This is a genomic window from Alterinioella sp. B-7, from assembly GCF_056857775.1.
In genome coordinates this window covers 234133-249998 of record NZ_JBSXNT010000032.1, presented here as the reverse complement: position 1 = coordinate 249998, position 15866 = coordinate 234133, and the positions used below count along the sequence as shown (strand labels likewise).

The 15866-nt window shown below is 67.0% G+C and carries 14 protein-coding genes; 12 read left to right on the top strand and 2 right to left on the bottom strand.

Annotation, left to right across the window (positions count from 1 at the left end):
- The first annotated feature begins 252 nt into the window (after positions 1–252).
- The 7 genes from AC13C7_RS10875 (at position 253) to AC13C7_RS10845 (ending at position 7546) form a co-directional block, all read left to right on the top strand.
- The gene (locus AC13C7_RS10875) at positions 253–483 is read left to right on the top strand and encodes a Flp family type IVb pilin (RefSeq protein WP_172316812.1); all 231 of its coding nucleotides are present in this window, start codon (positions 253–255) and stop codon (positions 481–483) included.
- A gap of 116 nt (positions 484–599) precedes the next feature.
- Positions 600–1793, top strand: coding sequence for a CpaE/TadZ family protein (locus AC13C7_RS10870; protein ID WP_482867485.1), 1194 nt, complete (start codon positions 600–602; stop codon positions 1791–1793).
- Positions 1790–3388, top strand: a complete 1599-nt coding sequence (locus tag AC13C7_RS10865; RefSeq protein ID WP_482867484.1) for a TadA family conjugal transfer-associated ATPase — start codon at positions 1790–1792, stop codon at positions 3386–3388. Before AC13C7_RS10870 ends, AC13C7_RS10865 begins: the two co-directional genes overlap by 4 nt.
- A 4-nt stretch (positions 3389–3392) precedes the next feature.
- Positions 3393–4355 (top strand): type II secretion system F family protein, encoded by a 963-nt coding sequence (locus AC13C7_RS10860; RefSeq protein ID WP_172316816.1) that lies wholly within the window; start codon positions 3393–3395, stop codon positions 4353–4355.
- Positions 4348–5340 (top strand): type II secretion system F family protein, encoded by a 993-nt coding sequence (locus tag AC13C7_RS10855; protein WP_482867483.1) that lies wholly within the window; start codon positions 4348–4350, stop codon positions 5338–5340. Before AC13C7_RS10860 ends, AC13C7_RS10855 begins: the two co-directional genes overlap by 8 nt.
- A gap of 3 nt (positions 5341–5343) precedes the next feature.
- Positions 5344–5775 carry a TadE/TadG family type IV pilus assembly protein gene (locus AC13C7_RS10850; RefSeq protein WP_482867482.1) on the top strand — a complete coding sequence of 144 codons (432 nt, stop codon included), beginning with the start codon at positions 5344–5346 and terminating at the stop codon, positions 5773–5775.
- Positions 5765–7546, top strand: coding sequence for a pilus assembly protein TadG-related protein (locus AC13C7_RS10845; RefSeq protein WP_482867481.1), 1782 nt, complete (start codon positions 5765–5767; stop codon positions 7544–7546). The genes AC13C7_RS10850 and AC13C7_RS10845 overlap by 11 nt, the downstream gene beginning before the upstream one ends.
- Positions 7547–7623: 77 nt before the next feature.
- Here AC13C7_RS10845 and AC13C7_RS10840 read toward each other — a convergent pair whose 3' ends face one another.
- Entirely contained in the window at positions 7624–8238 is a 615-nt protein-coding gene (locus AC13C7_RS10840) for a helix-turn-helix transcriptional regulator (protein WP_172316824.1), read from the bottom strand.
- 355 nt (positions 8239–8593) lie between these two features.
- Between AC13C7_RS10840 and AC13C7_RS10835 the strand changes: the two genes are divergently transcribed.
- The gene (locus tag AC13C7_RS10835) at positions 8594–9661 is read left to right on the top strand and encodes an AI-2E family transporter (protein WP_172316825.1); all 1068 of its coding nucleotides are present in this window, start codon (positions 8594–8596) and stop codon (positions 9659–9661) included.
- Complete coding sequence (locus tag AC13C7_RS10830) at positions 9658–11202, top strand: phospholipase D-like domain-containing protein (protein WP_482867480.1); 1545 nt, start codon at positions 9658–9660, stop codon at positions 11200–11202. The genes AC13C7_RS10835 and AC13C7_RS10830 overlap by 4 nt, the downstream gene beginning before the upstream one ends.
- On the opposite strand, the gene AC13C7_RS10825 is transcribed toward AC13C7_RS10830, so the two are convergent.
- Entirely contained in the window at positions 11203–11946 is a 744-nt protein-coding gene (locus AC13C7_RS10825) for a sulfite exporter TauE/SafE family protein (protein ID WP_172316829.1), read from the bottom strand.
- A 99-nt stretch (positions 11947–12045) separates the two neighbouring features.
- Here AC13C7_RS10825 and AC13C7_RS10820 point away from each other — a divergent pair, with 99 nt between their 5' ends.
- From AC13C7_RS10820 to AC13C7_RS10810, 3 genes are read left to right on the top strand one after another with little or no spacing between them, the layout of a single operon-like run.
- Positions 12046–12765 (top strand): IclR family transcriptional regulator, encoded by a 720-nt coding sequence (locus AC13C7_RS10820; RefSeq protein WP_482867479.1) that lies wholly within the window; start codon positions 12046–12048, stop codon positions 12763–12765.
- A gap of 27 nt (positions 12766–12792) precedes the next feature.
- Positions 12793–14229, top strand: a complete 1437-nt coding sequence (locus AC13C7_RS10815; RefSeq protein WP_482867478.1) for an aldehyde dehydrogenase family protein — start codon at positions 12793–12795, stop codon at positions 14227–14229.
- A gap of 9 nt (positions 14230–14238) precedes the next feature.
- A complete protein-coding gene (locus AC13C7_RS10810) occupies positions 14239–15831 on the top strand; it encodes an FAD-dependent oxidoreductase (RefSeq protein WP_482867477.1) in 1593 nt (530 codons plus the stop codon).
- The last annotated feature ends 35 nt before the right edge of the window (positions 15832–15866 follow it).

Sequence of the window (15866 nt, the reverse complement as noted above, 5' to 3'; positions counted from 1 at the left end):
GCCATGGCCGGAACATTGCGGAAACACAGTTGTGCCGCAATCTCCGCGCCCCGGAATTCCCGTATGATAAATTCATCTATTTTCAATATCTTAGACCTGCATCATACCTCGGTCTGATACCGTTCAGACTTCGGTCGGGGGGCACCGGATTCAGACCCTCGGCCGATTTTTTCCGGCCCCCACTCGGGGCAATGTCAGGTCATCGGACGGCTACACCGGTCGTCTACCAACACCCTTCGCAGGAGACATGACATGACGACTTTCAACCTCAAGACCCTCACCGCGCGCTTCACCAAGGACGACTCCGGCGCCACCGCCATCGAGTACGGCCTTTTCGCGGCCCTTATCGCGGCTGCCATCGTCGGCACGGTTGCCACGCTCGGCGGGCAGACCAATTCGGGCTTCACCACGGTCAGCACGGCCCTGTCGGATTCGGGCATCGAGGCCCCGGCAGAGGGCGGCGAGGAACCCCCGGCACAGTAATCGCCGGTCCTGCGGGCGGCGCGCGGGGGCAGGGGCCGGGTTCTCTGGCCACCCCCGCCCCGCGCGCCTGTCCGATCCACCCCACCCCAGACCAGACCCTATCGCGGAGACGACCCATGGCACAGGCCACCCCTTCCCCAACCGACCCCGTCACCGCCTATGTCTGCACCGAGCAGGGCGCGGACGTGGTGCGCGCCTTCGCCGCCAATTCGGGCGGCGCGGAACCTGTCTTGCATGGCGGTGGCGTCAGCGGGGCCGCGCGGCTTTGCGGCGCGGACCAGCGCGGCGGCACCGTTCTGACCGAGATCGGCAACCTTCCCCTGCCCATGGCCTGTGAAAGCGTGACCGAGATCCACCGCAGCGGCGCGCGCGTCATCGTCTTCGGAATGCAGGACGACATCGGCACCTATCGCGCCATCCGGCAGGCAGGCGCGCTTGAATATTTCGCCTATCCCGTCGATGTGGCCGACATCATCCGCGTGTTGTCCGAGGAAACCGCGAACGACCCCGAACCTGTCAGCGATCCCGCCCTGCGCATCGCCGTCACCGGCAGCAATGGCGGCGTCGGGGCCAGCCTTCTGGCACAGAACCTGGCCTGGATCTCGGCAACCGCGCGGGGGGGTGAACGGGCCACCGCGCTGGTCGATGGCGATCTGGCCTTCGGGTCGGTCGCCTGTGACCTCAACCGTGACACCACACCGGGCTTCCGCGAGGCGCTTGCCGCCCCCGACCGCGTCGATGAGACCTTCCTCAAGGCCACCATGGACCGCATCACCCCCAATCTCTCGCTCTATTCCGGCCATGGCCGCGCAGTGCCGGATGCCGACGCGCTGGAGGGCGGGCTGACCCGGCTTCTGCCGCGCCTCTCGGCCAGTTTCCCCACCACCGTGCTGGATGCGCCGCGCGCGCTGATCCTGCGCCGCCCCGACATGGTGCGCCAGTTGCACGCATTGGTGCTGGTCGTCCCCGGCGGATATGGCGGCATCCACGCCGCAAGCCGCCTGATGGCCCGCCTGCGCGAGGATGCGCCGGATCTTCGGGTCATTCCGGTCCTGTCCGAGCTGCGCAAGGATGCCGGGCTGCCCCGCAAGGAGCTGGCACAGGCCTTCGGGACCGAGATCGCCCATATCCTGCCGCGCGACGACAAGGCCATGCTGCGCGCCCATCGGGCCGGCAGGCCGCTGGCACAGCACGCGCCCCGGTCGGGCTATGTGCGGGCGGTGTCCGGGCTTTGGTCCGCGCTGTCCTCGCCCGCGACCCCGGCGGCCGCGAAACAGCGTCGGGGCCTCCTGCGCAGGGCGCGCGCATGACCCTGCATATGGAACAACCCTCGCTCGCCCGCGCGCTGGAACAGGTCTTGCTGCTGGCCCGCCAGATCGACGCCGAGACGCTCGGGCCCCAGGACCGCGCCAATGCCGCGATCACCTATGTCGTGGAGCAATCCGGCGGTCTCTGGCCGCTGGCCCTGCAACGCGAGATCCTGACCCGCGCCACGGCGGCGCTGGAGGATGAGGGCGCGGCGCCGCCCGAAACGCGGGCCGAGGCCCCCGCGGCCAAGGCACCCACCCCTGACCGGCCCGCCCGCCGTCTGCATCTTGTCGCGCAGCCCGCCGCCCCGGAGCCCGCCCCAGAGGCGATGGACCCCGCGCCGATGTTGCACCTGGCGTCGGAGGTCACGCAGGCGCTGTCGAAGCAGATGGATTTCACCGACCTGGCCCGGCAGTCGCGGGAAGAGCAGGAGGCTTCGATCCGCGAGGCCATCACCGCCCTGACCGAGGCGCGCAAGCTGCAACTCAACGGGCGCGAGATTGCCGATCTTGTCGCCTCCGTGCTGGCCGACATGCTCGGCCTCGGCCCGCTTGAACGCCTGCTGGCCGACGAGGAGATCACCGATATCATGGTCAACGGCCCCGCCCAGGTCTATGTGGAGCGCGGCGGCAAGCTGGAACTGACGCCCGTGCGTTTTCGCGACAACGCGCATGTCTTCAGCGTCGCGTCCCGCATCGTGGCCGAAGTAGGCCGCCGCATCGACGAGGCGCAGCCGATGGTCGATGCATGCCTGAAGGATGGCAGCCGGGTCAATGTCGCGGTGCCGCCGCTGGCGATTGACGGGCCGACCATCACCATCCGCAAATTTCCCAAGAACCCGGTTCGCCTGGACGCGCTGGTGCAGGGCGGCAGCCTCTCGGCGCAGATGGCGGCGTTCCTGGGTCTGGCCTCGGTCCTGCGCCTCAATGTGCTGATCTCGGGCGGCACCGGGTCGGGCAAGACGACGCTGTTGAATGCGCTCTCGCAATTCATCCCGGCGGGCGAGCGTGTCGTCACCATCGAGGATGCCGCCGAACTGCGCCTGCAACAGCCCCATGTCGTGCGCTTTGAGACCCGCCCCCCCAACGTGGAGGGCACCGGCGAGGTCACCATGCGCACACTGGTGCGCAATGCGCTCAGGATGCGGCCCGACCGGATCATCATTGGCGAGATACGCGGCGACGAGGTGCTGGACCTGATGCAGGCGATGAACACCGGCCATGACGGCTCGATGTCGACGCTGCACGCCAATTCCCCGCGCGAGGCGCTGACACGGGTGGAAAGCATGGCGGCGCTGGCGGGCTTTTCGGCGGGAACGGCGGTGATCCGGCGCCAGTTGACCGATGCCGTTCACCTGGTGGTTCAGGTCAGCCGGATGCGCGACGGACGCCGCCGCATCACCTCGATCTCGGAGATCGCGGGGATAGCCGGTGACGCCATCATGCTACAGGAAATCTTCCGCTTCCGCACCGATCCCGACAGCACGCGGGCGGAGGTGCGCGGCGGGTTCGAGTTCTCGGGCTACCGCCCCGACTTCGCCAGTCGCGCCGCAGAATACGGTCTGGCGGATGAGCTTGACCGGATATTGGAGGGCTGAGGCCATGTCGCAGGAATTGCTTGTTCTGATCGCGGGGTCTGCCACGCTTGCCCTGCTGGTGCTGGCGGGCCTCGTCCTCAGCGACCGCCGCCGCCGCGCGCATCGCGCCCGTGTCGCGCGGGCACTTTCCGGCCACCGGCCTGACACCATTCCAACCGCCACCAAGCCCCGTCAACGGCGTAGCCGCGCGGCCCGGCCCGGTGACCCAGTGGGGCGCAACCTGGCCCGCCTCGACGAGGCGCTGGCCCGCGCGGGCATGACGGTTTCCGCCGGTGAGGTTCTGACCCAGATCGGCATTGCGGTGCTGGCGCTTTACGCGATCTTCGTGCTGCTCTTGCAGCTGCCCCTTGTGCAGGCCGTCGCGATGGCCGTGGCGGGCCCTGCGGCTCTGTTGTTGCTGGTGCTGCGCTTCAAGCGGGCCAGGCGGATAGCCGCCTTCACCGCCGGTCTGCCCGATGCGCTGGACGTCTTCGCGCGGGGGCTCAAGGCGGGGCGACCGGTCGCCGACAGCCTCTCCATCGTGGTGGAAAACGCCCCCGACCCGGTGCGCGGTGAACTGGCGCGCTGCCGCGATCAGATCAAGATGGGCACCACGCTGGCCGATGCCTTCGCCGATCTCGCCGCGCGGATGCCGACGGCCGAGGCGCATTTCTTCGGCGTCGCCACCGCGCTGCAATCGGAAACCGGCGGCAACCTGATCGAGACGATCGAGAACCTTTCGGCGCAGTTGCGCGAACGCCGCAAGCTGAAGCAGAAGGCGCGCGCGCTGTCCTCCGAGGCACGGGCCAGCGCCATCATCCTGGCCTCGCTGCCCTTTGCCGTCGGGCTGGTGATCTTTCTACTGAACGCGGCCTATCTGGACCCGCTCTTCAGCGATCCGCGCGGGCGGGCGATGCTGATCACCGGCATTTGCAGCATCGCACTTGGCATTTTCATGATGGTGCGGATGGGCAAGCTCGATGTTTGATTTTCTCGGCACCGGAGGGCGCATGATGACCGACCCCGAAATCTACATGTTCTGGATGGCCTTCATCGGCCTGTCCGTCAGCTTCCTGGCCGCCGCCGGGCTGATGGCCGATGCACGGGTGAAATCGCAGCGCGCGGCCCGGATCGCGCGCGCCTGCGGCACCGCCCCCGCGCCCGAGGCCCGGCACGGCGGCCCGCTGCATGAGAGGATCGGACGCGCCCTGCTCAGGATGGCGGCGCAGAGCGGCGAAAGGGTCTCGGCCATTCTGGGCGGCGAGGCCAGGGCCACCGCCGAGGACTTGCAGGCGGCGGGGTTCCGGGGCCGCGACGCGGTGCTGATCTATGCGTTTCTCAAGACCGTCCTGCCGCTTGGCACGGTGCTGGTCGGCGCGGCCTGGGTGCTGACCACCGGGCGGGCCGGATTGGGCCTGCTGGTGCCGCTGGCGACCGTGCTGGCCATCGCGCTGGCGATCTCCAAGGGCGTGGATATCGCGGTCGACGTGATCCGCAAGAAGCGGCTGGCGCGGATCCGCTTGGGTGTCGCTGACCTGCTGGAACTGCTGGTCATCACCAGCGAGGCCGGCCTGGGGCCGCAACCCGCCCTGCACCGCGTGGCGGGAGAGCTTGAGGCCGCCCATCCCGAGCTTGCGCGCGAGGCGTTGCAGATGGTGGCCGAGATGCGCATGACCAACGACCGCCGCGCCGCCTATCAGGCGCTGGCCGCCCGCGTGCCGCTGCCCGAAATCGGTGTCTTCACGCAGACGCTGGACCAGTCCGACACCTATGGCACGCCGTTTTCGCGCGCCATGCGCACCCTGATGGTGGAGTTGCGCAGCGATCGCCTGCTCAGGGTCGAGGAAAAAGCCGCGCGCCTGCCGGTAATCATGACCGTGCCGCTCATTTTCTGCATCATGCCCGCCGTCTTCATCGTGCTGGTCGGCCCCGCCGTCCTGTCCATCCTCGACAACATCATCGCGGGGGGGTGAACGATGCGCAGGGTTCTCCGCCGTTCCCTCCGCCACTGGCGGAGCAACGAGTCCGGCGCCGTCGCGGTCGAGTTCGCCATCATCGCGCCGCTTCTCTTCGCGATGCTTTTCGGGATCGTCGTGGTGGGCTATGCAATGGCGCTCAGCCATTCGGTGAACCAGTTGGCGGGCAGCGCCGCGCGCGCCAGTGTCGCCGGACTGACGCAAGGCGAACGCCGCGACCTTGCGCAGGCCTATCTGGACGAGGCCGCCACGCATTACCCGCTGCTGGTGCAAGACGCGATCCGCCCGACCCTGACCCTGTCGCAGACGGGCGATGCGGATATCACCGTGGCGATTGCCTATGACCTCGACGGCTCCATGCTGTCGCTGGCGAACGGGTTTCTGGGGCTGGACATGTCCGTGCTGAGATCGGAGGCCTATCTTGCCTATTGATGCCCTCACCCGGTTCCGTCGTGACGAAAACGGCGGCGTCGTGATCATCGTGGCGCTGTGCCTCACGGTGCTGTTCGCCTTCGTGGCCTTCGGCGTCGATATCGCCTCGCTCTACCGCGACCGGGCGCGGTTGCAGACCCAAAGCGACCTTGTGGCCCTGGGCACCGCCGCCGATCTGCGCGATGGCGATGCGCGGATGGGCGCGATGCTGGCGGGCAACGGGTTGGGTGCGGATGCCCTGCGCGAGGTGCAATATGGCCGTTTCCTGCGCAATCCCGCGATCCCGCGCGAGGAGCGCTTCATCCCGCTCGACCAGAACGCGCCCGGCGTGAATGCCGTCTCGCTCAGCCTCGGGGCCGACGCGCCCATCTACTTCGCCAGTGTGCTGACCGAGGAGAATTCCGTCACCGTAGAGGGACATGCCACCGCGACCCGGACGGGTGCGGCCAGTTTCTCGCTTGGCGGGCGGTTGCTACGTGTGGCGCCGGGGGCGCTGAACGGGCAGCTTTCACAGGCTTTCGGCGTCGATCTGGAGCTTTCGGCCTATCAATACCAGGTTCTGGCGGATGCGGAGCTGTCCTTTGGCGACTTGCGCGCCGCGCTGGCCGCCCGGATCGGGTTCGAGACGCTTAACCCGGTCACAATCCTGGACGAAACGGTCCCCGCGAACAGTGTCATCGCCGCGCTTTCCGACGTCCTGCCGCCCGGTATTGCCAGCCATCTGGGCGACCTGGCCGCCCTGCCGCCCGGACTGGCGCTGGAGGTGGGCGACCTTCTCTCGGCCGCCGACCCCGATCTTGGCCTGACCCTGACCGGGTTCATGGAGGCGCTGCCGGTCTCGGCGCTCGACGTGGTGCTGGCCATGGCCGACAGCGTCACCCGCGACGTGCCGCTGAGCGTCGAGACCGATATCGCCGTGGTCGGTCTTGTCGCGCTCGACCTCGAGGTGATGATGCAAGAACCCCCGGCGCAATCGGGCTGGATCGAGATGGGCGAGACCGGCACGACCCTGCACAGCGCCGCCATGCGCGCGCGTGCCGACCTGGACCTTGCGCCCGACCTTCTGGGCACGCTCGGCGCCGGTGTCAGCGCCACGCGCCTCACGCTGCCGATCTATGTCGAGCTGGCCGGGGCGACCGCGACGCTGACCGACCTGGCTTGTGGCGGGGTCAGTCCCGATGACATCGTCGCCGCTTTCGACACCGCGCAAACGCCCCTGTCGCCGCTGGCGGGCAGCTCGGTCGCGGCGCTCTACCTGGGCGAATTCGATGCGTTGGAATTCGGCTCCTCCGCCCCGCTCGACCCCGCCGATCTTGGCTTTGCCGACATCCTGGACCTCTCGATCTCCATCGACCTGCCGCTGCTGCCGGATATAGAGGTCGGCCTCCTGACCTTGCAGGCGCGCAGCGTGGCGCGGGTGGGGCAGTCGCGGACCGAGGAGATCCTCTTTACCCGCCGCGACCTGGAGACCGGCGACCTGACGCGCGGGTTCGGCTCGGGCGACCTCTTGCAGACCGGGATCAACGGGCTGCTCTCGCCCGCAAATACCGAGATCCGCGTGAAGCCGGGCCATGCCGGACTGCTCGGTGCAGTTGTCGGACCGGTGGTGGACGGCGTGCTGGCGCTCCTGCCCGACCGGCTGCTGTCGACCCTGGCGGCACCGGTCGATGGCGTGCTGGACGGCGCGCTTCAAGCGGCGGGGCTGGAGCTTGGGGCAGGGGAGCTGACGCTGACCGGCCATCACTGCGAGGTGGTGCAGTTGGTGCAATGAGCGCGGCCAGCGAAAAGGGCCCGTGTCATGGACGCGGACCCTGTCGGTTCAGGTAACGGAAGGAGAGTGGCGCGCGATCAACGCCCGCCTGCGGTGGCCCGCTGTTCGGGCATGAGATTGGCCGCCGCCGCACTGCCGGATTTGCCCGCCAGCGCTTTCATCTCGCCCAGTTTGAACAGGGGACGGGCCGAGGGCTGCGGTGCGGCCTGTCCGGCCTCCTGCGCCACCGCGCAAACCTCGTCCGTGACATAGCCGATCAGCTGATACCGTGTCTCAAGCCCCGATTTCTGGTAGATCTTGCCAAGCTGCGACTTCACCGTTGCAACGGCACAGCCACGCATTTCCGCGATTTCGCCGTTCGAGAAGCCCTTGACCACGAAGAGCGCCACCTCCGCCTCGGCCTGTGACAGGCCCCATTCGGCGGCGTAATGCTGAAGGATGACCTCCTTCGAGGCCGGGTCATCCGCGCCGAGGGTGGCGCGCGATCTGCGCTGGCCGTCGAAATGCGCCTTGATCCGGATGAAGGTGATATGGGCCACGCAGGCGGTCAGAACCGCGAACCCGGCGAAGAGGCCCGAGAGGGTGACAAGATCGCGCTGCTCGGGCGTCAGGAAAAGCTGCGAAACGAGGACGGTCTTGATCGCCGCGACCGTAAGGACCACCGCGGCTGCCGTATACCAGAGTTTGTTCATCGCGTCTCTCCAACTGTCCTGTTCTTCGCCTTCGAATTTTTACGCATGGAATGGGGCAAAACTGTGCAGGACTGCGCGCGATTGTTTGAAGATGGCCCTTGCAAGGAGGGTTCCGCGCACGGTTTTCCGGACGTTTGATCTCGGACATGTCGAAAAGGACAGGTGAGGCCGGGATAGGCGCCGCGACCGGGTCTGGCTTGACCCGCGCGTCACAAGGCCCTGTTCCAGGTTGCGGGATTCGTCCTAAAGTGGCGCGACGACCCCCGGCCCGCCGACAGACAGAGGACCCTGCGATGACCCGGATCGACAGCCCGTGCCAAAGCCCGTCATCCGCCTTGCCGCGCGGGGCGGTCGCATGACGGGGCCCAACACGCTTTCTACCCTGGTCAACGCCATGCTCATGGTGGTGCTGGCGGGTTATCTGCTGAAGGTCGGCCAGCCGGTGCTGCTGCCGATCCTGGCCGCCGTGATCGTGGTCTATGTCCTGGTCAACCTGTCCGAGGCGCTTGGCCGTCTGCCGGTGATCGGCCGCCTGCCCGCCGCGCTGCGGCGGTTTCTGGTGTTGCTGGCCTTCACCGCGGCCCTTTTCGCGCTGACCGGCGTGGTGGTCGGCACGATCAGCGAGATCCTGGCCCAGGCCCCGCGCTACCAGGCCAATATCGAGCGGCTGGTGGCGCAGATGGCCGAGTTCATCGGCGTCGACGACCGCCCCGACTGGCCCGCGATCCGCGATGCGACCTTTGGCCGGTTCTCGGTGCAGGGGGTCATCAACACGGCCTTCCTGAACGTCACCGGGATCGGCTCGGCCGTGTTCCTGATCATCATCTATTCGGCCTTCCTGATGGCTGAACGGGCGGGCTTCGCCAACAAGCTCTTCACCGCGTTGCCCGATCCGCGCGACGCCGAGCGCACCGCCGCCATCATCCGCGATGTCAACGAACGGATCGGCGATTACCTGGCCGTCAAGACGCTGATCAATGTCCTGCTCGGGTCGATCTCGTTTGTGATCCTCTGGGCGATGGATGTCGATTTCCCGCTCTTCTGGGCGCTGCTGATCGGGCTGCTCAACTATATTCCATACGTCGGCTCGCTGGTCGGTGTGGCGCTGCCGGTGCTGCTCTCGGTGGTGCAATTCGGCGAGCTCAGCCGCACCATCATCCTGGCCGTCCTGCTGACCATCGCGCAGGTCAGCGTCGGCAACGTGATCGAGCCGCGCCTGATCGGGCGGCGCGTCAACCTCAGCCCCTTCGTGGTGCTGGTGGCCCTGGCGGTGTGGTCCTCGCTCTGGGGGGTGGCGGGGGCGCTGCTGGCTGTGCCGCTGACCTCGATGCTGGCCATTGTCCTATCTGCCTTTGATGCCACACGTCCCATCGCGATCCTGATGGCCGACCGGGTGATGGGCGCCTACAGGCCCGACCCATGATCGCGACGCTGATCAAGCTGCTGATCGGGCTGCTGCTGTGGGTGGGACTGGCCATCGTCGCGGCGCGGATCGTCTTTGCCCTGCCCAGGGTGCAGGACCGGATAGACAGCACCGCGCTGGACCCGGCGGATGTCGGCCCGCTGGCCGCGACCTTGCGCGTGCGCGCCAGGGGGCAGGAGGGCAAGACCGGGATCGCCATGCTGCGCGACGGGGCCGATGCCTTCGCCGCGCGGATCATGCTGGCCGATGCCGCGACCACCTCGATCGACGCGCAATACTATATCTGGCATGACGACCTGACCGGCTACCTGCTGCTGGACGCCTTGGCGCGTGCCGCCGAACGCGGCGTTCGGGTGCGGCTTTTGCTGGACGATAACGGCACATCGCGGCTGGACGCGGAACTGGCCGAGTTGGACGCGCATCCCAATGCCGAGGTCCGGCTCTACAACCCGTTCAACCTGCGCCGCTTCAAGCTGGCCTCCTATGCCTTCGATTTCTTCCGCCTCAACCGCCGGATGCACAACAAATCCTTCACCGTCGACGGGCGCGTCACCATCCTAGGCGGGCGCAATATCGGCGACGGATATTTCGGCACCGGCCCCGCCGCGCTCTATGTCGATCTGGATGCGCTGGCGGTTGGCCGGGTCGTGCCCGAGGTCTCGGCGGATTTCGACCGCTATTGGGCCGCGCCTTGCGTTCATCCGGTCGGGCCGATCCTGGGACAGGCGCGGCGCGACGGGGCCATCGAGGACGGGCTGGCGCACTATGCCGACGACCCGCAGCTTGAAGAATACCTGGAGATCCTCGAAGGCTCCGAGATCGTCACCCGTCTGTCGGCGGGCGACCTGGACCTGGAATGGACCGAGGCCGCGCTGATCAGCGATTCACCGGCCAAGGGCGAAGGCGCGGCACGGCGCGAGGACCTGCTGTCGGCGCGGCTGCTGAAAGCCGTGGCCCGGATCGAAAGCCGGTTCGACGGCATCTCGCCCTATTTCGTGCCGGGACGTGCGGGCGCGCGGGCCTTCAAGGCGCTGCGCAAGCGTGGCGTATCAGTGCGGATGCTGACCAATTCGCTGGAGGCGACGGATGTGCTGCCGGTCCATGCCGGATACACGTCGAAGCGCGGCACGCTGCTGCGCCGGGGCGTGAAACTCTACGAATTGCGCCGCAAATCCGCGTCCAGGACGCCCGCGGATACGCTCGGGCGGTTCGGCTCGTCGGGGGCCAGCCTGCATGCCAAGACCTTCGCCGTCGATGGCAAGCGCATCTTCGTCGGCTCGTTCAATTTCGACCCGCGCTCGACCATGCTGAACACCGAGATGGGCCTGCTGATCGAAAGCGCGGCGTTTGCAGGAAACCTGCATGACGCCTTCGACCGGGAATTGGACGGGCTGGCCTGGCGGGTCGAGATGGACGGGCTCAAGACGGTCTGGATCGACCCTGAAAGCGGCGAGGTGACGCGGGATGAGCCCGGCACGACCTTTGCCAGGCGTGTGGTGCTCAGGGTGATCGGCTGGCTGCCGGTGGAATGGCTGCTTTAGCTACAGCGCCGAGATCACCAGCCGGACGGCGATGATCAGGAGGAGCCCGAGGATACATTTGTCGAACACATCGCGGCTGATCCGCCGCGCAAGATACGCCCCGAGCGGCATCGCCGCCACGATGAGGGCCAGCGTGCCGAGGCCAAGCGCGAAGCGGTTCCAGGTCATTAGCCCGTACTGGATCTGCAACGGCAGTTGCGACAGCGACATGGCGGTGAAGAAGACCGCGATGGTCGAGATGAAGACCGCCCGCTCCAGCTTGAGCGCATTCAGGAACGTGACCGAGATCGGCGCCGACACACCGACCGCGCCTTGCAGGATGCCGCCCAGGAATCCGATGGGGGCGGCAAGTGGCAAGGCGCGCGCATAGGCCAGCGCCCAATCGGGTTTGACCAGGCGGAACCCGACATAGAGGAACACCACCACCGCCACCAGAAGCAGCAGCGTATCGGGCAGAAGGCGGGCGAGGATCACGGTGCCAAGTCCGGCGCCGACCAGCCCGGCAATCGCGAAGCGGGCGGTAAAGCCCCAGGGCAGCCGCGCGCCGCGATAGGCCCAGGCCTGCCAGATATTGGACAGGAGGTTCGGCACGGTAAAGATCGTCACCGCGGTCGGCACGTCGAAGACAACGGCCAGCATCGGCACCGCCACAATCGGCGCGCCTGCCCCGGTCGCCCCCTTCAGCACGCCGCCGATGAGAATACCCAGAACGGCCAGCGTGATGGCTATGGGGTCGGTGTTCATCTGCTATCCTGTTCCGCTCCTGCCGACAAATTGGCTTGTCAAAAGGGAAAGGGCAATCAATATTGGACGGAATCTTGTTATTTGAGATTTTTGGGTCGGATGTCACAGGCAAGCGGAGACCGGGTATTGGCGATCCTCGACCTCTTTTCCGAGGATCGGTTGGTCTGGACGCCGCAGGCGATGATGGCCGCAACCGGCTATACCCGACCGACGCTCTACCGCTATCTCAAGACCTTGCGCGCGGCGGGGTTCCTGGCCGCGGTGCCGGGCGGCGGCTTTGCCATCGGCCCGCGCGTGGTGGAGCTGGATTTCCTGATGCGCAAATCCGACCGGCTGATTGCGGGGGCGGAAGCGGAGTTGCACGACCTTGCCGCACGCTTTCCCGGCACGGCCTTTCTGGCGGAGTGGTATGGTGAGCGGCTGCTCTGCGTCGCATCGTCCAGCCGCGACATTGCCGCGCGCACCAGCTACCCGCGCGGGCGGCCCATGCCGTTGGCGCGCGGGGCGGCGTCGCGCGCGATCATCGCGCATCTGCCGAAACGGCAGCAACAGCGGTTCCTGGATCACGAGGCCGACCTGCGGCAGGTGCGCCGCGATGGCGTGGCCGTGGCGCATGGCGAGGTGACACGCGGTATCGTCGGCACCGCCGCGCCAGTGCTGGACGAGGGCGGCCGCCCGCTGGCCTCGCTCTGCGTCTCGATGGAGGCGGAGGATTACGCGCGGATTGTCCCTGCCGACCTGGCAGAGGCGATCATCGCGGCGGCGGCGCGGATCATGGCGCGGCTTTCGGAGCGGCAGGACTTGGATCGGACCGGCTGACCACCGGAGAAAGAGGGAGTGAGACACATGCAGAGCGACCCGGCACGGCATTATATCGGCGGCACCTGGCGCGAGGGGGTGGGCGATCTGGGGACCAGCACGAACCCCGCCGATTTCAGCGCGGTGGGGCAGTTTCACCCCGGATCGGCGGCCCTGACGGATGAGGCCTGCGCGGTGGCCCGCGACACCTTCTTTTCAACGGATTGGGCCCATAACCCCCGCCTGCGCGCCAAGGCGATGTTCGAGATGGCCGACAGGCTGGAGGCGGCGAAGGACGAGATCGTGGCGCTCTGCGTGGCGGAAAACGGCAAGCTGCGCGCGGAAGCCATGGGCGAGACCATGGGCGCGATTTCCGAGACGCGCTATTACGCGGGGCTTGCGCGCGGCATTCGCGGCACCATGCAGGAGGTGATGCCGGGGCAGATGTCGCTCTTTCACCGCGAGGCCGTGGGCGTGGCCGCCGTGATCGTGCCGTGGAACGCGCCAGTGACGCTGCTGATGCGCTCGCTCGCCCCGGCGTTGGCGGCGGGTTGCACCGCGGTCATCAAGCCCGCGGGCCAGGTGCCGCTGACCCATGCCCGCATCATGCAGGCGCTTGTGGGCGCGCCGTCCTTGCCTGCGGGCGTGATCAACTCGGTCAATGAGAACGGGATCGAGGTGGGGCAGGCGCTGGTCGCCTCGGAAAATGTCGACGTGATCTCCTTCACCGGGTCGTCGCGCACCGGCAGCGCCATCATGGCGGGCGCGGCCCCGACGCTGAAACGGGTAGGACTTGAGCTTGGCGGCAAGGCGCCCGCGGTGATCTTCGAGGATGCCGACCTGGATTTGGCGGTCAAGGAACTGACCCATGGCGCGCTGAACATGGCCGGGCAGATTTGCGTCGCCGCCGCGCGGTTCCTGGTGCATGAGAGTGTCGCGGAGGACTTCGAGGCCAAGGCGATTTCCGCTTTCAAATCAATACGAACCGGGCCGGGCAGCGACCCCGACAGCCAGATGGGAAGCCTGATCGACGCCGACGCGCAGGCGCGGATCGCGGGGCTGATCGAGCAGGCGGGCGATGAAGGCGAGATGCTCTTGAAGGGCGGCAGGCTGGACCAGGGCGCGTTCCTGACCCCGACGCTCTTCCGCATCGACAATCTGCAATCCGCGCTGGTGCAGGAGGAACTGTTCGGCCCCATCGTCTGCGTCGAACGCTTCGCCGATGAGGCAGAGGCGGTGGCCCGCGCGAACGCCACGCTCTACGGGTTGGCGGCCTCGGTCTTCACCCGCGATGTGGGGCGCGCGATGCGGGTCAGCCGGGCGATCCGGGCGGGCACGGTCTGGGTCAACTCGCATCTGCGTTTGTTCGCGGAAGGGGAAACCGGAGGCTTTGGAAAATCCGGCCTCGGGCGGTTGCACGGGCTGGAGGGATTGGCCGATTTCCTTGAAACCAAACATATTTATCTGGAACCGGGGATGATCTGAGCCATGGAGATGACGCATGACGTGGTGATCATCGGCGGCGGGCCGGTGGGTCTTGGGCTGGCCATCGACCTGGGCCAGCGCGGGCATTCGGTGGCGGTGGTGGAGCGCTACCGCGCCTTGCATCCTGTGCCCAAGGGGCAGAACCTGACGCAGCGGACGCTGGAAATCATCGACCATTGGGGGTGCGAGCGGGAATTGCGCGCCGCGCGCATCGTGCCGAGGGGTGTCGCGAATGGCGGATTGGTGACCTACGGGACGCTGCTGGGCGAACACGCCTATAACTGGCTGCCGCGTGAATCCGTCGGGACCTATTACGGCCAGAGCGTCGACCGGATGCCGCAATATTGCACCGAGCGCGTGCTGCGCGAGAGGGTAGCTGACCTGCCCTCGGTCGAGCTGTTCTATGGCTGGCGCTTTGATGCCTTGGCGCAGGATGCCGAGGGCGTGGTCGTTGATATCGTTGAATATAAAGGCGAGGTGAGGCGCAGTCTCCGGGGCCGCTATGCGGTCGGGAGCGATGGCAGCCACTCGGCCACGCGCGAGGCGGCGGGGATCGGGCAGGAGGTCAAGGACCATGACCGCAAGATGGTGCTGCTGGTGTTCCAATCGCCGGAACTGCACCGCCTGCTTGGGGAGCGCTATGAGGAGAAATCCTTCTACTACGCGCTCAGCCCCGAATTGGAGGGCTACTGGAAGTTTCTGGGCCGCGTCGATGGCGATAGGACATGGTTCTATCATGCCCCCGTCGCGGTGGAGGCAACGGCGGAAAACACCGATTTCGCGGCCATGCTGCATGAGGCGGCGGGCCAGGAATTTGCGCTTGATATCAATTATGTAGGTTTCTGGGATCTGCGCTTTGTGCTGGCCGAAAGCTACCGCGCGGGCCGGGTTCTGATCGCAGGCGATGCCTGCCACAGCCACCCGCCCTATGGTGGCTACGGGATCAATACCGGGTTCGAGGATGCGCGGAATCTCGGCTGGAAACTGGGCGCGGTGCTGGAGGGGTGGGGCGGCGACGGGTTGCTGGACAGTTATGACGCCGAACGCAGGCCGGTCTTCGCCTCGCTCAGGGATGATTTCATCGAGCGGTTCATCGAAGAAGACCGCGCGTTTTTAAGGACTTACGACCCTGAGGATGATGCGGAAGCCTTCGCCCGTGAATGGGCCGCGCGCAATGTCGGATCGACCGAGGTTTTCACCTATGAGCCGCATTACGAGGGCTCGCCGCTGGTTGGCGGACCGGGGCGACCGGCGGCGAAGGGGGATCATCAGTTTACCGCGCGCGCCGGGCATCATCTGGCCCCACGCGCGCTGTCGGACGGGCGGACGACCTATCAGGCGTTGGACGGGTCGGCATTTACTCTCTTTGATTTCAATGGCTTGATGGGAGAGGACTTTGTCGGTGTCGCCGAGGCGGCGGGGGTTCCCCTGACCGTGATCAGGGACAGGTACGAGGGAGAGCGCTGCGACTACGGCACGCGCGCGATCCTCGTGCGCCCGGATGGCTACGTGGCCTGGGCGGGGGAGGCGGGAGAGGCGGCCGAGATCCTCATGCGGGCGGTCGGGCGCGGAATTCCTGACAGCTTTGTCCGTTTATCCTGACAGGGTTGTCAGCTTTTCGGGCCGTTTCTGGCGCG